The organism is Pseudomonas sp. TH49, assembly GCF_016650625.1.
Lineage (GTDB): Bacteria > Pseudomonadota > Gammaproteobacteria > Pseudomonadales > Pseudomonadaceae > Aquipseudomonas > Aquipseudomonas fluorescens_H.
Genome location: NZ_JAEKFL010000001.1, coordinates 3,008,389 through 3,029,079, shown reverse-complemented (window position 1 = coordinate 3,029,079; position 20,691 = coordinate 3,008,389). Strand labels below are relative to the sequence as shown.

At 62.3% G+C, this 20,691-nt stretch carries 10 protein-coding genes; 7 read left to right on the top strand and 3 right to left on the bottom strand.

The features are described from left to right. Positions 1-86: 86 nt before the first annotated feature. The 3 genes from JFU48_RS13755 to JFU48_RS13745 all read right to left on the bottom strand — a co-directional run bounded on the left by JFU48_RS13755 (position 87) and on the right by JFU48_RS13745 (position 3,070). The gene (locus JFU48_RS13755; RefSeq protein WP_201136730.1) at positions 87-836 is read right to left on the bottom strand and encodes an enoyl-CoA hydratase-related protein; all 750 of its coding nucleotides are present in this window, start codon (positions 834-836) and stop codon (positions 87-89) included. A 199-nt stretch (positions 837-1,035) separates the two neighbouring features. Further along, positions 1,036-1,971, bottom strand: a complete 936-nt coding sequence (locus tag JFU48_RS13750) for an iron-sulfur-binding ferredoxin reductase (RefSeq protein ID WP_201136729.1) — start codon at positions 1,969-1,971, stop codon at positions 1,036-1,038. Next, positions 1,964-3,070 (bottom strand): GGDEF domain-containing protein, encoded by a 1,107-nt coding sequence (locus JFU48_RS13745; RefSeq protein WP_003227615.1) that lies wholly within the window; start codon positions 3,068-3,070, stop codon positions 1,964-1,966. Before JFU48_RS13745 ends, JFU48_RS13750 begins: the two co-directional genes overlap by 8 nt. Before the next feature lie 521 nt (positions 3,071-3,591). Between JFU48_RS13745 and JFU48_RS13740 the strand changes: the two genes are divergently transcribed. The 7 genes from JFU48_RS13740 (at position 3,592) to JFU48_RS13710 (ending at position 20,282) form a co-directional block, all read left to right on the top strand. Further along, a complete protein-coding gene (locus JFU48_RS13740; RefSeq protein ID WP_003227616.1) occupies positions 3,592-5,115 on the top strand; it encodes a fumarate hydratase in 1,524 nt (507 codons plus the stop codon). Between the two features lie 191 nt (positions 5,116-5,306). Continuing rightward, positions 5,307-9,839: a SpvB/TcaC N-terminal domain-containing protein gene (locus JFU48_RS13735; RefSeq protein ID WP_201136728.1), complete on the top strand. Its 4,533-nt coding sequence runs from the start codon at positions 5,307-5,309 to the stop codon at positions 9,837-9,839. Then, a complete protein-coding gene (locus JFU48_RS13730) occupies positions 9,839-12,601 on the top strand; it encodes an RHS repeat-associated core domain-containing protein (protein WP_201136727.1) in 2,763 nt (920 codons plus the stop codon). Before JFU48_RS13735 ends, JFU48_RS13730 begins: the two co-directional genes overlap by 1 nt. 28 nt (positions 12,602-12,629) lie before the next feature. Beyond that, entirely contained in the window at positions 12,630-15,470 is a 2,841-nt protein-coding gene (locus JFU48_RS13725; RefSeq protein WP_201136726.1) for an RHS repeat-associated core domain-containing protein, read from the top strand. Positions 15,471-15,548: 78 nt separating this feature from the next. Next, positions 15,549-17,309, top strand: coding sequence for an ATP-binding protein (locus JFU48_RS13720; protein ID WP_201136725.1), 1,761 nt, complete (start codon positions 15,549-15,551; stop codon positions 17,307-17,309). Then, a complete protein-coding gene (locus JFU48_RS13715) occupies positions 17,309-18,640 on the top strand; it encodes a sigma-54-dependent transcriptional regulator (protein ID WP_201136724.1) in 1,332 nt (443 codons plus the stop codon). Before JFU48_RS13720 ends, JFU48_RS13715 begins: the two co-directional genes overlap by 1 nt. A gap of 322 nt (positions 18,641-18,962) precedes the next feature. Beyond that, the gene (locus JFU48_RS13710) at positions 18,963-20,282 is read left to right on the top strand and encodes an MFS transporter (RefSeq protein WP_201136723.1); all 1,320 of its coding nucleotides are present in this window, start codon (positions 18,963-18,965) and stop codon (positions 20,280-20,282) included. The last annotated feature ends 409 nt before the right edge of the window (positions 20,283-20,691 follow it).

The following is a 20,691-nucleotide window of genomic DNA, read 5'->3' as shown; positions in this document are numbered from 1 at the left end:
GAAGCACACGGGCTCTGACAGGGAAATGCATTCCAATTGTGGGAGCGGGCTTGCTCGCGAAGGGGCCAGGCCGGTCAGCGAAAATCTCAATGGCGTTTGATAAACCCGGTCAACGCCGCCAATGCCTCCGGCGAGCGCAAGCGTTGGGTGAACAACACGCCCTCCTCTTCGATCACTTTACGGATCAACTCGCGCTCCGGCGCTTTGAGCAATTGCTTGCTGATGCGCACCGCCTCTGCGGGCAGCTCATCGAAGCGCAAGGCCATTTCCCGCGCCTTGCTCAATGCCGCTTCGCCGCTGCCCAATGCCTCGGTGGCAATGCCCCACTGCGCCGCCTGTTCACCGCTGAAACCCTCGCCGAGCAGCAACAGCTCTGCCGCTTTGGCATGCCCGAGCAACCGCGGCAGGATCAGGCTGGAGCCGAATTCCGGGCACAGCCCCAGATTGACGAACGGCATACGCAGCCGTGCATCGCGGCTGACATAAACCAGATCGCAATGCAGCAACAACGTGGTGCCGATGCCCACCGCTGCCCCAGCCACCGCGGCGATCACCGGTTTGCGGCATTCGAGCAGGCCGAGCATGAAGTGGAACACCGGGCTGTCGAGGTCGCTCGGCGGTTGCTGGATGAAGTCGGCGATGTCGTTGCCGGCAGTGAAGCACTCGGCGCTGCCGGTGATCAGCACGGCGTTGATTTCAGGGTCATTGTCGGCCTGCTGCAAGGCCTCGGCGAGGCGACTGTACATCGCGCGGGTCAGGGCGTTTTTCTTGTCCGGGCGGTTGAGGCGCAGGGTGAGCAAACCGCGTTCGCGTTCGAGCAGGATGGCTTCGGTCATCAGCGTTACTCAACATTTAAAAGGCTGACAGAGTTCTTTTGTGGTGAGGCAAAACTTCTGTGGTGAGGGGATTTATCCCCGATTGAGTGCCCAGCACTCACAAAATCCTGGGGCCGCTACGCAGCCATCGGGGATAAATCCCCTCACCACAGGCGTTCGGCCTTGCCACAGAAATCTTCGAACCTATGAAAGTCAGCGCTCAACCGCGGGTCAGAAACACATCCGCCAGCAGTTGATTGCGCGGCAGTCCGGCCAGGTACAGACGTTTGGCAAAGGCGTCGACACTGGCGCTTGAGCCGCAGACTAAGGCCAGGGTCTGCCGGGAAACAAGGCGCAGTTGCGCCAAAGCGGCGGCTGAGTCGGCCGCCGTCCACAGCTCGACGCTAAGGTTTTCGCGCTGCGCGGCAAGCGCCGCCAGGGGTTTGGCCAGATAGTGCTCGCGCGTGTCATGGGCCAGGTGAATGACACGGATGGCGCCTTGGTGATCCTGACGCAAGGCTTCGCGCAGCACGCCGAACAATGGCCCCAGCCCGGTGCCGGCCGCCAGCAACCACAGCGGTCGGGTGTGCCAGTCCGGGTCGTAATGCAGCGCGCCGCCGCGCAGTTCACCGAGGCGGATCGGGTCGCCGATCTGCAGGCGCCGCGCCGCATCGCTGAATTCGCCGGGCTGGCGACAGTCGAGGTGAAATTCGAGAAAGCGCTCTTCCTGCGGCAGGCTCGCCAGCGAATAGGGTCTGGCGATGTGGTTGATCCACAACACCAGATGCTGCCCGGCGGCATAGCGCAGCGGACGTTGCGGGGTCAGGCGCAAACGCAGGACGTTGTCGCTGAGCCAGTCCAGCGCCTCGACCACCGCCGGTCGCCCGTCGCTGATCGGGTCGAAGGTGTGCACCTGCAAGTCTTCCGTGACCTGACACTGACAGGCCAGCCGCCAGCCCTCCTGACGCTGTTCGGCGCTCAGGGCATCCGGGCGGCTGTCGGCGGGCAGGCCGTTCACGCACTGCACCAGGCAGGCATGGCAACTGCCGGCGCGGCAGCTGTAAGGCACCGCGACGCCGTTCTGGTTAAGGGCGTCGAGCAGATTGCTGCCCGCCGCCACCGACCATTGCCGGTCACCGACCCGAAGTTCAGGCATCCACGTTCTCCCACGCCGCCGCACAGCGATTGCGCCCGTCGCGCTTGGCCCGGTACAGCGCCTGATCGGCGCGCTGCAAGGCGTCGTCCAGATCATCGCCCAGTTCCAGCAGGGTCATGCCCGCCGACAGACTGAGGTTACGCACGTTCAGGCCCACCAGTTCAACGTCGGTAAAAGCAATGCGCAGGCGTTCACAACAGGCCGTCAGGCGTTCGGCATCGCAGTCGGGCAGCAACACCACGAATTCTTCACCACCGTAACGCGCCAGCACGTCGCCGTCACGCAGGCAGGCACCCGCCACGCCGGCGAACGCCTGCAACACCTGATCGCCGGCGGCATGGCCGTGCAGATCGTTGATGCGCTTGAAGTGATCGAGGTCGATCAGCGCCAGACCATGCACCACGCCCGGCTCCATCTCATCCAGTTCACGTGAGGCCAGGCGCAGAAAATGCCGGCGATTGAACAGTCCGGTCAGCTCGTCGGTGGCCACCAGGTCTTCGAGCTGGCGCATCATCCCGCGCAGGGTGTCCTGATGCGCCTGCAAGGCAAACCGGCGCTGGCGCATGCGTTGCCGTGAAACCTGAACGAAGCGTGCGTAAATCACCAGCCACGCCAGGACCATCGCCAGAATGCACACCTGCAACGCCGCCAGGGCCGGATCCGGCAGACGGAAGTGATAGCCATCCCAAAGGGTGATTGCACAAAAACTGAAGAACACCAGCAGCGCACAGCGAATGAACGCGCGCCGGGATAAATGGAACAGACCGAACAGCAGGATCAGCACGTAGAACACCAGAAACGCGCCGCGTGCTTCATCCAGGTGAGCGATCAGCCAGGTCTGCCAGCCGAGCCCGAGCAACACTTGCGCTTCGGTCATGCTCGGGTCGGAAAAACGCAGGTTGCGCCCGGACCAGAACAGCGCAAACAGCGTGGCCTGGCAGATGACCACCAACGCGCTGCCGATGGCCACGCTGTTCAACGATTGCGGGTAATGCCCGGTAAAAAACGCCAGCCACAGCAGCAGCAAAGCCAATCCGTAAGTGGCGGCAGCGAGGGCAAAGCGCTTGAGCAAAAGGCGTTGAATGGCGTTATGGGTCAATCGTTGACTCACCGTGCGATAGGAGGCTGACCGAGTGTCCTACTCTACAGACCGGATGCCACTTTAGAGGGGCGGTCGATAAATGACCACCGATTTTCGGGCTCGAAAATTGACGTCAAAAGTGTGGCCTCAAAAGCCCCTCACCCTAGCCCTCTCCCCGAGGGAGAGGGAACTGACCGCATTGTTTATTTGAGATACGCCGACCTGATAAATCATGCCGAACTCAGGTTTTGAATTCGCCACAAATCGGCTCCCTTCCCCCCTCTCCCCCTTGGGGGAGAGGGCTGGGGTGAGGGGGTGGGTATTGAAGTGCAAACCCGATGTTCGATATTCGCCCAACCATGCGACCAACGAATGACTGCCGGCGCGTGTATGCCCCGAAGAGGCGCGGTATACTGCCGCGCCTTTTTAGCGTCGCGCCAGCAGCCCCGGCGTGCCTTGAAAGGTGCTTGCAACCGACCGATACACCCAAGCTGCAAGCACCTTATTGAATGTTCCCGTCTTTTAGAGGAGCGCGACTCATGACCGTGATCAAGCAAGATGACCTGATTCAGAGCGTTGCCGACGCCCTGCAATTCATTTCCTACTACCACCCCGTGGACTTCATCCAGGCGATGCACGAAGCCTACCTGCGCGAAGAATCGCCAGCGGCCCGTGATTCGATCGCGCAGATCCTGATCAACTCGCGCATGTGCGCCACCGGCCACCGGCCGATCTGCCAGGACACCGGCATCGTCACCGTGTTCGTGCGTGTGGGCATGGACGTACGTTGGGATGGCGCGACCATGAGCCTGGACGACATGATCAACGAAGGCGTGCGCCGCGCCTACAACCTGCCGGAAAACGTCCTGCGTGCCTCGATCCTCGCCGACCCGGCGGGCGCTCGCAAAAACACCAAGGACAACACCCCGGCGGTCATCCACTACTCCATCGTCCCGGGCAACACCGTGGAAGTGGACGTGGCGGCCAAGGGCGGCGGTTCCGAGAACAAGTCGAAAATGGCCATGCTCAACCCGTCCGACTCTATCGTTGACTGGGTGCTGAAAACCGTTCCGACCATGGGCGCCGGCTGGTGCCCACCGGGCATGCTGGGCATCGGTATCGGCGGCACCGCCGAGAAAGCCGCAGTGATGGCCAAGGAAGTGTTGATGGAGTCCATCGACATTCACGAACTGAAAGCCCGTGGCCCGCAGAACCGCATCGAAGAGATCCGTCTGGAGCTGTTCGAGAAGGTCAACCAACTGGGCATCGGCGCCCAGGGCCTCGGTGGCCTGACCACCGTGCTCGACGTGAAGATCATGGACTACCCGACCCACGCCGCCTCCCTGCCGGTGTGCATGATCCCGAACTGCGCCGCCACCCGTCACGCGCACTTCGTGCTCGACGGCACCGGCCCGGCCTCGCTGGAAGCGCCATCGCTGGACGCCTACCCGGAAATCGTCTGGGAAGCCGGCCCGTCGGCCCGTCGCGTCAACCTCGACACCCTGACCCCGGAAGAAGTGCAGAGCTGGAAGCCGGGCGAAACCGTCCTGCTCAACGGCAAGATGCTCACCGGTCGCGACGCGGCGCACAAGCGCATGGTCGAGATGCTGAACAAGGGTGAAACCCTGCCGGTGGATCTGAAAGGTCGCTTCATCTACTACGTCGGCCCGGTTGATCCGGTCGGTGACGAAGTGGTTGGCCCGGCAGGTCCGACTACCGCGACGCGGATGGACAAGTTCACCCGGCAGATCCTCGAACAGACCGGTCTGCTGGGCATGATCGGCAAGTCCGAGCGTGGCCCGACCGCGATCGAAGCGATCAAGGACAACAAGGCCGTGTACCTGATGGCCGTGGGCGGCGCCGCTTACCTGGTGGCCCAGGCCATCAAGAAATCCAAGGTGCTGGCCTTCGCCGAGCTGGGTATGGAAGCGATCTACGAGTTCGAGGTCAAGGACATGCCGGTCACCGTCGCGGTGGACAGCAACGGTGAGTCGGTGCACATCACCGGCCCGGCGATCTGGCAACAGAAGATCGCCGAAAGCCTGGCGGTAGAAGTGCAGTAAGCGCTTCGCAGCCGTGAAAAAGGCCGGCCCGTCGCATGACGGGCCGGCCTTTTTTTGTGCGCGCATGCCCGTGCGGCCGCCCTGCACATTAATGGCTATTTGGCACCTGTCAGATCTGACAGGTTACGACGTCCCCGCTTGCTGTTAGCGTCTATCCACCCACGCGCCTCGCGTGTGCAATGGATCCGACCATGGCCGATCAAGAGCTGAGCATCATCACCCCGTCCATCGCCAGCAGCGCATCGATCACCACGATCGGCAAAAGCTGGGGCGCGGTCGGCGCGACCGGCGCCGCTTCATTTGAACTGCCGCTGCCCCTGTCCGTCGGACGTGGCTGGGACCCGCAACTCTCCCTGACTTACAACAGCCAGGCCGGCAACGGGCCGTTCGGCGTCGGCTGGAGCCTGGGTATTGGTCAGATCAGCCGTCGCACCCAAAAAGGCGTACCGCGGTATACCGATCTCGATGAAATCATCGGTGACGACGGTGAAGAGTGGTTGCCTGAACTCAACGACGATGGCACACCGAAGTCGCGCCTGGAAAAATCCTATAACGGGATTGAAGTCGGCTATCACAACGTGGTCCGTTACTGGCCGAGGGTCGAGGGTGACTTTGCCCTCCGCGAGCGCTGGCAACGGGCAACGAAAACGGCAGCCGAGCCACCCTTCTGGCTGATCCACGGGGCTGACGGCTCATTGCAGGTATACGGCAAGACCAGCGCCTCGCGCCGGGCCGATCCGGACGATGCGCTGCGGGTCAGCCATTGGCTGCTGTGCGAAAGCATGAACCCGCGCGGCGAGCACATCTGCTTCGACTACCTGACCGATGATCAGGACCCCGACCCGATCCACGACTACCGCGCCCAGCGCTACCTGCGCGCGGTGTTCTACGGCAACGTCAGCGCCAGCCAGCACTTGTACAGCTGGACCGTGGAAGATCCGGCCGAACTGGATTGGCACTTTCATCTGCTGTTTGACTACGGCGAGCGAACCCGCGATCTGACGCAGGCCCCCGTGTACGGTGGCGACAGCCTGCAACTGTGGGGGAAACGCCAGGATCCCTTTTCCAGCTACAGCCAGGGTTTCGAGCTGGGCACGCGGCGTCTGTGCCGGCAAATCCTGATGTTCCACCGCTTCTCGCGGCCCGCCGGAGACTATCCGCTGCTGGTGCGGCGGCTGTTGCTGGAGTATCCGCCGGACGCCGGCCCCTGGACTTACAACCGGATCACCGCCGCTCACTATCAGGCCTTCGATGCCAGCGGCGCAGTGGAAACGACCCCGCCGGTGGAGTTCGATTACTCGCCCTTCGAGATCAACAAAACCGCCGCACGGCTGTTCGCCGAAGAAAACATGCCGGGCATTGAGGATGGACAGTTTTACCAGTGCGTGGATCTGTACGGTGAAGGCGTGCCGGGGTTCCTCTGCCGCTACGATCAGTGCTGGTATTACCGCGAACCGTTGCGCGCCCCATCAGGGCCGGACGCCATTACCTATGGCGCCTGGTCGGCGCTGGAGCAGATCCCGGTGGCGAATCGCAACAGCGCCGCCCGGCAGATATTGCTCGATCTGACCGGCGACGGGCGGCTGGACTGGATCGTCGCCCAACCGGGCATCAGCGGTTATCGCACGTTGAACGCCGACCGCAGTTGGGCGCCGTTCCTGCCGTTTACCGGGATGCCACTGGAGTTTTTCAACACCCTTTCGCAACTGGGCGACCTGGTGGGCGATGGCCTCAACTCATTGGCGATGATCGGCCCACGCGCCGTGCGCCTGTATGCCAACCGCCGGGAAAACGGTTTTTCCAGCGCCGAAGAAGTGCCTCGTGAAGACCATGAGGACAGTTTGCCGCTGTTCAGCAACTCACCCACCGAGCTGGTGTTTCTGGGCAACATGCTCGGCAGCGACATGAGCGAGCTGTGCCGGATCCGCCACAACGAAATCAAATGCTGGCCCAATCTGGGACATGGCAAATTCGGCACAGGTCGGGTGATCAGTGCACTGCCCTTCCAGTATGCCGAGTTCAACGTCGAGCAAATCAGGATCGCCGACATCGACGGCTCCGGTGCACCGGCCCTGTTTTACCTGAAAACCTCCGGCTTCGAGATCTACCTCAATCGCGGCGGCAATGGTCTGGAACAGACACCCGTCTTCGTACCGTGGCCGGAGGGCGTGAGCTACGATCGCCTGTGCCATGTCAGTTTTGCCGACCTGCAAGGCCTGGGTTGTGCCAGCCTGATCCTGACCGTGCCACACATGACCCCGCAGCACTGGCGTTACGATTTCATCGCAGCCAAGCCCTACCTGTTGACGGCCACCAACAACAATATGGGCTGCGCCACGCAGGTGGTGTATCGCAGCTCCGCTCAGGAATGGCTGGACGAAAAACAGCAGTGGCTGATCGAACATCCCGCCGAGACACCGGTCTGCCATTTGCCGTTCGCGGTGCAAGTGGTCAGCCGGCAACGGCAGCTGGATGAAATCACCGGCAATTGCCTGACGCAGGCGTGCCTCTATCGCGAAGGGTTCTACGACAGCATCGAGCGCGAATTCAGTGGTTTCGGCCATCTGCAACAGACTGACAGCGAAAGCGCCAGCGGCGATGACGACGTCGGCTTCACGGCACCGGTGCGGGTCTTGACCTGGTTCCTCACCGGGCAAGCCATGGACCGGCCAAGACACGGCTACTTCGATGCCGATGCCGAGGCGCACGCGTTGCAGCCAACGGTCTTCAGCCGCTATCACCCCAACGATGAATGCGATGAACCGGTGACACCGGCGGACGAAGCGACACGCTATAGAATCGCTCGGGCGCTGGCCGGCGCCGTGGCCCGCAGCGAAACCTGGGCCGACAGCGACGACCCGGCCAGCACACGGCTGCTCGCGGCTGAGGAGCGCCGTTATCTGGTGCGTGACGTGCAGCCCGAAGGCCGACACGAAACGGCCAGCGTGCTGCTGCCCCTGCCGCTGGAAACCATCAGCTATCAGTACGACGGTTACATTGATGACCCGTTGTGCCGTCATGAAGTGTTGCTCAATAGCAGCCAGTTCGGCCACGCCACGCACAGCCTGACCATCAGCTACGCGCGACGTCGCACCGCCGCCGATGCCCCGCCCTTCGACGACCCCGATGAACAACAGTGGTGGCGGGACGCGCATGACCCGGCGCAGCAGTTTTTTTATCTCAACGAAACGCGCGAGCGCGCGATTAATCTGCACGAGAAGTTGCAAGAGTGGCGTCTGGGCCTGCCCTTTCAGCAGCGCAGCAATGCGCTGGTGCTGCCCAAGGGCAAGCTCCCGTCAGGCCTCAATCCGCAGGAGGTGTCATGGGAATTACTCAAGGCGCATCAAGACTCGCCGCAATGGAACGCGCTCAGGGTGCTGACCGGGCAAACCGTGCAACGCTATCTCAAGACCGAGGGCGGCAGCCTGCTGCCCGACGGTGCAGCCGACTTCGAAGCGCTGGCCGGGCCGATGGATCTGGCACAGCTTGACCAGACGGCCCTCGACGCTTACGCCAGTCTGCCGCCGCCGTTCGATATCCGGGTCGAGTTGCAGAACATCGGTTACACCGAAATGCCGCGTTTGTTCGAAAAACCGGCTGCAACCAAGGCCTCACAGGACCTCTGGTCCGCGAGCTACAACTACGCGAAGTACGCCAGCGCCGACGATTTCTTCCGGGTCTTTGAATACCGCGAAACCCTGAGCCACGGCTGGACCAAGGCGCAGTACGACGAATACCACCTGCTGATCAAAAGCGTCGAACTGCCCGATGGCTGCGTCACCCGCTGCGAATACGACTACCACGCCCTGGCGCCAGTGCGCATCATCGACGCCAACGAGAATATTCAGGAAGCGCTCTACGAGCCTTCCGGCCAACCGTTGGCCAGCAGTTTCCACGGCACCGAAAACGCGGTCGCCGCCGGCTTCCGCCCGCTCAGCGAATACGTTCGCCCCCTGGACCTGACGCCAGATTCAGCCATCGCCGACCCGGCGGCGGCGGTACAACAAGCCGCGAGTACCTTGCGCAAGGATTTGTTCAGCTGGATGGGACGGCTGCCGTCCGTGGTCAACGCCACGCCGGATCTGCTGGCGCAGTGGCAGGCCAGCGGCGATGTGTTGCCGAGCCTGCACATTCGCGCCAGCGCGCGTCGCCGGCTGGCGCAACTGAAGGCGCCGACGCCGGCAGAACTGGCGCTGCGCAAACTCATGACCAGGGTTGCACGCCAACCGGTGCACAGCGCGGTCTTCAACGCCGACCGCTACCCCGATGATCCGGTTCCGGCATTGGTGCAGATCATCATCAGCTACGTGGACGGCTTTGGCCGGCCGCTGCAAACCCTGCAACGGGTAGAGCCCGGAATCGCCTATGCAGTGGCCGAAGATGGGTCGCTGATCGTCGATCGCGGACAGCTGCGCGAGGAACACACCGATTCGCGCTGGCGGGTCAGCGCACGGGTCGAGTACAACAAAGGGTTGGCGGTGCGGCAGTTCCGGCCGTTTTTTGCCGACAGCCATGGCTATGTCAACGATCAATCCCTGCGCCAGCACGGCTACTTCGACCAGCTGTTCTATGACCCGCTCGGCCGTGCGATCAAGCTGATCAACGCCAAGGGCTATGTTTCCCGCGAGCATCATCATCCGTGGTACCTGGCCAAAGAGGACTTCAACGACACTGACGAGTCTGCCCAGCTGCAACCGCCGACATCAGCACAGACGTTGCAGTGATGAGCGCCAATCTGCATCGACGCACACCGTCGCTGATCGCGATCGACGGTCGCAGCTTGCCCGTACGCCAGATTGCCTACCTGCGCGCCCATGCCGATGAGCGCGCCGAAGCCCAGGTCACACGCCAGCAGTACGACGCCGCCGGCCGCTTGGTGGCGCGGTTCGACCCGCGCCTGAGTGAACCCGGTGTCGCCAGCCTGTACGACCTCAGCGGCCAGCCATTGAAGATCAGCAGCGTCGATGGCGGCTGGCGCCTGAGCCTGCCCGGGCTGGCCGGACAAGCCTTGCAACGCTGGGATGCGCGCGGCGTGCACTGGCGCTACCGCTACGACGAGCAATTGCGCAACGTCGAGATCAGCAACAGCGCCGAATCGCACAGCGAGACCTTCACCTATGCCGACGCCAGCGCCTCGGCCGATCACAACCAGCGCGGTCGGTTGCTGGAGCAACTCGATGCATCCGGCAGCCTGAGCCTGGACAGCTACAGTCTGGCCGGTGAGGCGCTGCGCGAAAGCCGCCGCTTTGCCGACCTCCGGGTGTTTGTCACGCAGCGCCGTTTCAGTCCGCTGGGCGCGGTGCTGGAACAGACCGACGCCGGCGGCCACCGCCAGCAATCGCGCTACGACCTTGCCGGCCAGCTGCGGCATCTGCAACTGCTGCTGGCCGGGCACAGCGACTGGCAAGCGGTGTTGCTCGACGCCCGCTTCAATGCCGCCGGACAAATCATCGCGCAGCAGGCCGGCAACGGCGTCGACAGCTATTGGTGCTATGAACCCGGCACCGACCGCCTGCTGCGGCAATGGGCGCAGAAAGGTGCGGAATCACCGCTGCAAGACTTCACCTATGAATACGATCCGGTCGGCAACCCGACACGCATCCTCGATCACGTTTTCAGCCCCAGTCATTTCGCCAATCAGCGGGTCGACGGCGAACGTGCATTCAGCTACGACTCGCTGTATCGACTGATCAGCGCCAGTGGCTACGACGACGCCGCCCCCAGCGACCTTCCCGGCCGGCCACAGCCGAGCGATCCCAACGATCGGCGCAATTACCTGCAGACCTACCGCTACGATCAGGGCGGCAACCTGACGGAACTGTGCCACGTGCGCGACGGGGCCTGCTACACCCGGCAACTGCGTATCGACGCGGCCAGCAACCGTGGCGTGCGCTGGAACGAAGGTGATCCCGAACCGGATTTCGACCGGTTGTTCGATCGCCATGGCAACCTCACGACTCTGCAACCGGGACAGGCGCTGCAGTGGAATGCCCGTGATCAACTGGCGGCAGTGACCCTGATCAAACGCGAAAACGCTCTTGATGACGCCGAGTTTTATCACTACAGCCAGGGCGTGCGCGTCTTCAAACGCCATGAAACCTACGCCGGTGCCAGTCAGCACTTTCACGAGGTGTGTTATCTGCCCGGGCTGGAAATCCGCAGCAAGGACAACGGCGAGGAGCTGCACGTGATCGACCTCGCCACGGGCTCGGGCCACGTCAGTTGCCTGCATTGGCTGAGCGGCAAACCGCCCGGCATTGCCGACGACCAGTTGCGCTACACCCTCGACGATCACTTGGGTTCATGCGTGATGGAACTGGACCGGCAGGCACGCCTGATCAGTCACGAAGGTTATTACCCGTTTGGCGCCACCGCGTGGATGAGCGCAAGCTCGACCGTGGAGGTCGAGTACAAGACCTTGCGTTATTCGGGCAAGGAAATGGATGTCAGCGGCCTGTACTACTACGGCGCACGCTATTACGCGCCGTGGCTGCAGCGTTGGATCAGCGCTGATCCGGGGGGCGACATCGACGGCCTGAATCTGTACGCGTTCGTCGGCAACAACCCGATCGGCTATTTCGATGACGGCGGCTACAACCGCTCGCCCCAGCAACTCAAGCGCCTGATCAGCGGGAACGCGAAGCAACTGTCCGCCATCGACAGCGGGATGCAGACGCTACAGGGTCAACTCATCGACCTGCAACACCCCGGGCAATGGCGCCGGACGCTGGCAAAAAACACGCTCTATCAAATCGGCAGCGCCGCCACTGGCTGGTTCACTTCGTTCAATGCCGCCACGTTTGCCGCCGAAGCACTGCCGCAGCTATCCGGTGATCTGATCGGGCTGACGCTGGGCAACCAGGTGGCCGACAAAGGCGTCGCGACGTTCGATACGCTGGTAGACAAACTGGCGTTGAATACCCCGATTGTCCCGCAAACTTCCACCTTCAACCGGGATGCCGTTCAGGCTGTCGGGCAGCCTGCGCCATTGCTTCCGCCCCGTGACAAATATGACGTACGCAGCCGCGAAGGTCTGCAGCAACTGGCGGTGGACAGCATCAGCAAAGTTGCCGGCGCCTACGTGCCCGGGGTTGGCGAAGCCATGGCCATGGGCAGCATCGCCCAGCAGGCCCAGGAAGCGGAGGAAGGTCTGTCATCGATGAAACTGGGGAAAATCCACGACACCCTGGATGAGCTCGATACGCTGGTTTCGCAACTGTCGGCTGCGAACAACGCAGCCTTCGCCGAACTGGGTATCAGCGAATTTTACGATGAGCGCCACCACACGCGTGACTACCTGTTCGATCTGGCCCTTAACCGTGTCGGTACGACAAAAGCCAGAACCGTGCGTCAGGCAGACCTCACACGCCAGACAGGCCGCGCCCGAGAAAGTATCGCAATCGCCCGCGAGTTCCTGAGCATGTATCGGGAAAAAGTCCCCGCCATCCGTGAACGCTACCGTGCCGGTTCCGGGAGTCGGCCATGACCCTGACACCAGCGGGCGACCCTTGATCATGAACCGCAACATTCACTGGCGCACCCCACAGCTGACAGTCACTGATGGACGTGGCCTGACAGTGCGTCAGGTCGATTATCTGCGAGCCGATGACGGCCAGCCGCAGCAAACCCTCATCAGTCGGCAACGGCATGACGCGGCCGGACGGCTGATCGAACAGTGGGACCCACGCCTGTTCGACACAGCCACCACCGCCGGTCAGAGCACCGTGTACGGCTTGAGCGGTATGGTGCTGAAAGTCGACAGCGTGGATGCCGGCTGGCGCATCAGCCTGCCCGGTCTGGCGAATGAGCTGCGACAACGCCACGATCAACGCGGCAACCGGTGGCGTTACGATTACGACCCGATGCTGCGGTTGATTGCCGTTGCCGAAAATGCGCAAGCCGATGTCGAGCGCTACACCTATGCCGACCACAACGCGGCCCCCGAACATAACTTGCGGGGTGAACTGAGCGAGCGCTCGGACCCCGGCGCCACGGTGCTCATCGACAGCTACAGTCTGGGCGGCCAGGCACTCAGCGAAGCCTGCACCCTGGCCGGCGAGCCCAGCGCGTTCATCACCCGAATGGCGTTCGACGCGCACGGCAACGTCTTGCAGCTCACCGATGCCGGCGGTCATCGACAATGCTCACGCTACGACGTCGCCGGACAGTTGCATCAGGCGTCGCTATGGATTGCCGGAGCGAACGCCGCGCGAACGGTGCTCGACGCAGCCACGTACAACGCTTCCGGTCAACCACTCGAACAGCTGGCCGGCAATGGCGTTCGCAGCCGCAGCGTCTACGATCCCGTCGACGGTCGCCTGCTGCACCTGCTGGCAGGCAAAGACCAGGAAAAACCGCTGCAGGATCTGCATTACACCTACGACCCGGTCGGCAATATCTTACGCATCGAAGACCGCACCCTGGGCACGGTGTATTTCGCCAATCAGCGCGTCGATGGCCATCGCCACTTCGTCTACGACTCGTTGTATCGGCTGATCGAAAGTCGCGGCTTCGAAGGCCAGATCCCGCAACAGTCGCCAGGCTTGCCGCAACTGATCGAGCCCATCGACCCCGGACGGCGCTTCAACTACACCGAGCATTATCATTACGATGCGGGCAACAACCTCGTCGAGCTTGTCCACGTGCGCGAGGGCCACAACTTCTGCCAAGAGATGAAAATCGACCCGAACAGCAATCGGGGGCTGCGCTGGAAAACCGCTGACCCCGACCCGGTGTTCAGCGATCACTTCGACCACCATGGCAACCAGTTGAAACTGCAGCCCGGCGCCCTGCCTCTGGAGTGGAACAGTTACGATCAACTGGCCCGTGTCACCCTGCTGCAACACGCCAATGGCTTGCCCGACGACGAAGAAATCTACCGCTACAGCCAGGGTGAGCGCGTCTACAAATGCGCGCTGAGCCACACGCCGTCGCTCACCCATCGCCGCGAGGTACGTTACCTGCCGGGCCTGGAAATCCACACCCGCAGCGATGGTCAGCAGCTGCATGTCATCGCCCTGCCGGGGGCGCGTTGCCTGCACTGGCTCAGCGGTCGACCGGCAGCCATCGAGGACGATCAGATGCGTTACAGCCTTGATGACCATCTCGGTTCTTGCGCACTGGAGCTGGATCGGCATGCGGGCGTCATCAGCCTGGAGCACTATTACGCGTTTGGCGGCACAGCCTGGTGGGCTGCCCGTTCGGCGCTGGAAGCGAGCTATAAAACCCTGCGCTATTCAGGCCGGGAAATGGACGGTAGTGGCCTCTACTACTATGGCGCCCGCTACTATGCACCCTGGTTGCAACGCTGGATCAGCGCCGATCCGGCGGGAGATATCGACGGGCTGAATCTCTATGCCTTTGTCGCCAACAACCCGGTCGGTTACATCGACACCGATGGCCAGGGGCTGGATGACTTCCTGGCTATCGAAACCCCCGATCAGCGTGATCAGAGGAAAGCGCAGAGCGCCGAGAGAAGGCAGCGCACCCGGGGCAAGGAGAACCTGTCACGCCTGGTCATTCGCCACCAGAACATTCTTGCCCTGTCATCGCGCCGCGCTCGGGATGCCCAGCAACAGGTGCTCAATCAGCGCTCGACCGGGCAATTTGCCGGTTCCGTCGCGCTCCGTACCGGTGTGTATGTGGCAGGACACCTTGTCGCCTACGGCGGCGGCATTCTGGTCGGCATTGGCAGCCAGGCGCTGGGCGCCGTCGCTCCGGGCACGGGTAACGTGGTGGGGGTCGCGATGGGCATTGGCGCGAAAAAAGTCATCAGTGGACTATGGGATTACGCCGCAGAGCGCACGGGCGTCGGCGCCTCGATCAAATTCAAGGCCAGCCGCATCTCCAAGGCGAAGATTGTCGAGAAAGCCGAATACAAAACCATGGCCCCGATCGATTACATGCAGCAAAAATACGCAAAAATGATCCCCGATACGCAGAAGGGCGTGCTCAAGGGTTCCAAGGAAATCGCTTCCACCCTGATCGGCGCCGGTGCCAAGAAAATGGTGCCGGAAGCCGCCTCCGAAATCAGCGCCACGGCGAGTGCAGCGTTGGGGGCCATTGAAATAGCCAACGAAATCATCGGTGCCAGCCATGACCTCACGGCTGAAAAGGTTGCCAGGGGCATCGCCCACGTGAGCGAGCTGATCGACTATTTATCCGCCAACATGCTCGCCATCGAAAACGCCTTTGAGGCCACTGGCGTCAGCGCCATAAACACTGTCGGACTGATTGGCACGAACGAAGGCGACACACCGCAAAGTCTGTGGCAAGCCACGGCGGCCGTGATCAACGAACTGGATTACACGCGAACGATGCTGCGTTCAAAATCGCATCAATTCAGCACGGTCTGATCCACTGACGTGTGAAGCGAGAAGGATCCGCAGCCCCATGCTATCGTGCCCGCCCGTCCCCTTATCCATTAGCCCAGCATGCTGCCGACTTCCCGTATCCTGCGTCTGTCGTTGTACACCCTGCTGATCATTGCCGGTGCGGCCATTGCCGCGACCCTTGCCATCCGCCACGCCGAACGTCAGGCGCTGGAAGAGGACGCCGCCCGCGCCAGCCAGCAGTTAACGCTGTACGCCAATGCGCTGCACACCCTGATTGACCGCTATCGCGCCCTGCCCGCCGTGCTCGCGCTGGATCCGCAATTGCGTGGGGCGCTCGGCGGGCCGGTGAGTGCCGAGCAACAGGACGCGCTGAATCTGAAACTGGAGAAGATCAACGGCGCGGCGCAGTCCTCGACCCTCGAACTGCTCGATCACACCGGCCTCGCGGTGGCCGCCAGCAACTGGCGCCTGCCCAGCAGCTACGTCGGCCACAACTACGGTTTTCGCCCGTACTTCAGCCAGACCCGCACTCAGGGCAGCGGGCGATTTTACGCGGTGGGCGTGACCAGCGGCATCCCCGGGTACTTCCTGTCCAGCGCGGTGCTGGGCGACAACAATGAGTTCCTCGGCGCGATGGTGGTCAAGCTGGAGTTCCCGGAACTGGAGCGCGAGTGGAGCCAGGGCAGCGACACGCTGCTGGTCAGCGATGCGCGCGGGATCATCTTCATCGCCAACCAGCCCGGCTGGCGCTATCGCTCGCTGCGGCCGCTGGACAGCCGCGACATGGCTGAGATCAAGCGCACCCGGCAGTACGATAAACAATCACTGCTGCCGTTGACGCATCTGTCCCTGCGTCACTTCGACGACAACAGCGACCTGCGGCGGGTCGAAGGCCCGGACGGAACGGCGGACTACCTGTGGGAATCGCTGCCGCTGACCACCGAAGGCTGGACCCTGCACTTGCTGCGCCGCCCGCAAGTGGCCTTCGAAGATTTGCGCAATGCCGGGCTGGCCGCTGCCGGGGTGTGGCTGGCGCTGGTGTTTCTGCTGCTGTTCCTCAACCAGCGCTGGCGCCTGTCGAAAGTCCGTCAGCGCAACCGCGAAGAACTCGAACAGCTGGTCGAAGAACGCACCCGCGATCTGCGCACCGCACAAGATGGGCTGGTGCAATCGGCCAAGCTTGCCGCACTGGGGCAGATGTCCGCCGCACTGGCCCACGAAATCAATCAACCGCTGACCGCGCAACGCATGCAACTGGCGACGCTGCGTTTGCTGCTTGAGCATGGCCGCGTCGATGATGCGTACAAGGCGCTCAAACCGGTGGACGACATGCTCACGCGCATGGCGTCGCTCACCGGCCATCTGAAAACCTTCGCCCGCAAGAGCCCCAGCGGCCTGCGCGAACGACTGGATCTGGCGACCGTGGTTGATCAATCGCTGCAACTGCTCGACGCCCGCCTGCGCGACGAACAGGTCAGTCTGGTGCTGCACCTGACGCGTCCGGCCTGGCTGCGGGGTGACGCGATCCGCCTCGAGCAGGTGCTGATCAACCTGCTGCGCAATGCCCTCGATGCGATGCAGGGCAAACCGTGCAAGCGCCTGGAAATCCGCCTGGAGGCCGACGAGCAACTGTGGCGCCTGAGCGTGATCGACAACGGCGGCGGGATTGCCGAACAGCACTTGAACCAGGTGTTCGACCCGTTCTTCACCACCAAACCGGTGGGCGACGGCCTGGGCCTGGGGCTGGCGGTATCCTTTGCCATCGTGCATGAATCCGGCGGCCGCCTGAGTGCCGAAAATGGCGAGTCCGGCGCCATATTCACCTTGACCCTGCCGATCGATCTGGAGGCACACATCTGATGCTCAACTCAGTGATGGTGGTCGATGACGAGAGCAGCATTCGCAGCGCTGTCGAGCAATGGCTGAGCCTGTCGGGGTTCGCGGTGCAGCTGTTCAGCCGCGCCGAGGATTGCCTCGCCGCACTGCCCAGCCACTTCCCCGGGGTGATCCTCAGCGATGTGCGCATGCCCGGGCTCAGTGGGCTGCAGTTGCTGGCGGAAGTGCAGAAACGTGATGCCGATCTGCCGGTGATTCTGCTGACCGGTCACGGCGATGTGCCGATGGCGGTCGAAGCCATGCGTGACGGCGCCTACGACTTTCTGGAAAAACCGTTCAGCCCGGAAACCCTGCTCGGCAGCCTGCGCCGGGCGCTCGACAAGCGGCGGCTGGTCCTGGAAAACCGTGCCCTGCACGAGCAGGCCGACCACCGCGCCAGACTCGATGCAACGCTGCTCGGCGTGTCCCGTGGCATGCAGACCTTGCGCCGGCAAGTGCTGGATCTGGCGGCGCTGCCGGTCAACGTGTTAATCCGTGGCGAAACCGGCAGCGGCAAGGAATTGATCGCGCGTTGCCTGCATGATTTCGGCCCGCGCGCCGACAAGCCCTTCGTGGCGCTGAACTGCGCGGCGATCCCCGAGCAGTTGTTCGAAGCCGAGCTGTTCGGCCATGAAAGTGGCGCGTTCACCGGCGCCTCCGGCAAGCGCATCGGCAAGCTGGAATACGCCGACGGCGGCACGCTGTTTCTCGATGAGATCGAAAGCATGCCGCTGGCTCAGCAAGTGAAACTGCTGCGGGTGTTGCAGGAGCAGAAGCTGGAACGCCTGGGCTCGAACCAGAGCATTCGCGTCGATCTGCGGATCGTCGCCGCGACCAAGCCTGATCTGCTGGACGAGGCCCGGGCCGGACGTTTTCGCGAAGACCTGGCGTATCGCCTGAACGTCGCCGAACTGCGTCTGCCGCCGCTGCGTGATCGACGCGAAGACATTCCGCTGCTGTTCGAATCGTTCGCCTTCAGCGCTGCCCAACGTCTGGGCCGCACTTTCCCGCCGTTGAGCGGGGCGCAATTGAGTCACCTGCTCAGCCACGACTGGCCGGGCAACGTGCGCGAACTGGCGAACGTTGCCGAGCGGCAGGTACTGGGCCTCGATGAACCGGTGCAAGGCATCGATCCCGGCCAGTCACTGGCCGCGCAGCAGGAAGCGTTTGAAGCGCAATGCCTGCGTGCGGCGCTGACCCGGCACAAGGGTGATGTGAAAGCAGTGCTGGAAGAGTTGCAGCTGCCGCGCCGGACCTTCAATGAAAAGCTGCAGCGGCATGGGTTGAGCCGGGAGATGTTTGTTCCGGGCAGCTGAATTTTGCAGTGTTTGATCGGGCCTCTTCGCGGGCAAGCCCGCTCCCACAGGGTTTTGTGCTGAACACAGAATGTGTGAACACCACCGACCACTGTGGGAGCGGGCTTGCCCGCGAAGAGGCCCGCACAGGCAACATTGATCCATCAGCCTGAATGAGCAATTTTCCGCTCACCACAATCCAGGCATAAGCGGATTTCCGCTCATTAAATCCCGCTACCCCCTTCTAAACCGCCCCTCTCCCCGTTGGCACAGCTCCTGCTATAGCCCCGGCAGGCTGCGTTTCTACGCGCTCCACAAAAACAATTAAACGAAGGATCCTTCAATGGATAACTCCAACGCCCTGCCCCTTGGGTCGGCTGCCGCGCCCGTCAAACAAAGAACCACCGCCAGCCGGATCAAATCGATCTTCAGCGGCTCGGTCGGCAACATGGTCGAGTGGTACGACTGGTACGTCTACGCCGCCTTCTCGCTGTACTTCGCCAAGACCTTCTTCCCCGCCGGTTCCACCACCGCGCAACTGATGAACACCGCCGCGATCTTCGCCGTGGGCTTCCTGATGCGTCCGATCGGTGGCTGGCTGATGGGCCTGTACGCCGACAAGGTCGGTCGCAAGAAAGCCTTGATGGCTTCGGTCTACCTGATGTGCTTCGGCTCCTTGCTGATCGCCCTCAGCCCGAACTACGAAACCATCGGCATCGGCGCGCCGATCCTGCTGGTCTTCGCCCGACTGCTGCAAGGCCTGTCGGTCGGCGGCGAATACGGCACTTCGGCCACCTACCTGTCGGAGATGGCGACCAAGGAACGTCGCGGTTTCTTCTCCAGCTTCCAGTACGTGACCCTGATCTCCGGCCAGCTCATCGCGCTGGGCGTGCTGATCGTGCTGCAGAACATGCTGACCACCGAACAGCTGTATGCGTGGGGCTGGCGTATTCCGTTCGCCATCGGCGCACTGTGCGCGATCGTTGCGCTGTACCTGCGTCGCGGCATGGAAGAAACCGAGTCGTTCACCAAGAAAGAGAAGTCCAAGGAAAGCGCGATGCGCACCTTGATGCGTCACCCGAAAGAACTGCTGACCGTGGTCGGCCTGACCATGGGCGGTACGCTGGCGTTCTACACCTACACCACCTACATGCAGAAATACCTGGTGAACACCGTCGGCATGAGCATCTCCGACTCGACCACCATTTCCGCCGCCACGCTGTTCCTGTTCATGTGCCTGCAACCGATCATTGGTGGCCTGTCGGACAAGATCGGTCGTCGTCCGATCCTGATCGCCTTCGGCGTGCTCGGGACGATCTTCACCGTGCCGATCCTGATGACCCTGCACACCATCCAGACCTGGTGGGGCGCGTTCTTCCTGATCATGGCCGCACTGATCATCGTCAGCGGCTACACCTCGATCAACGCCGTGGTGAAAGCCGAACTGTTCCCGACCGAAATCCGCGCGCTGGGCGTCGGCCTGCCGTACGCACTGACCGTGTCGATCTTCGGCGGCACCGCCGAATACATCGCGCTGTGGTTCAAGAGCATCGGCATGGAGACCGGTTACTACTGGTACGTGACCGCGTGCATCGCGGTGTCGCTGCTGGTGTACATCACCATGAAGGACACGCAGAAACACTCGCGGATCGTGACTGACTGATCGGGGTTTCACAGCCACTGCAACGGTGGCTGTAGGGGCCCCTTCGCGAGCAAGCCCGCTCCCACACTGGAATGCACTCCTCTGTGGGAGCGGGCTTGCTCGCGAGGGGCACACCCTGGTTCCAGATCAATCAGGACAACTCGGCAGCACCCGCTTGCCAATCGCAAGTATGAAAAATCCCTCACCTTCGGTTAACACCGATTAATCGCTGATTAATGCTGCCCCCTCATTCTGCAATCACCTGATCGATGACCTGCGCGACGCTCGCTCCGACGACGAAAGCGATTTCAACGCGCCGCCCTTAATATCAAGTTAATCGATTGTTTTTAGCATTAATTTGCGCTTTTCAATCAACTTAGTTGGCGTAGCATTAAACCCATGCAAGACACATCCGCCAACGAATCTGGAG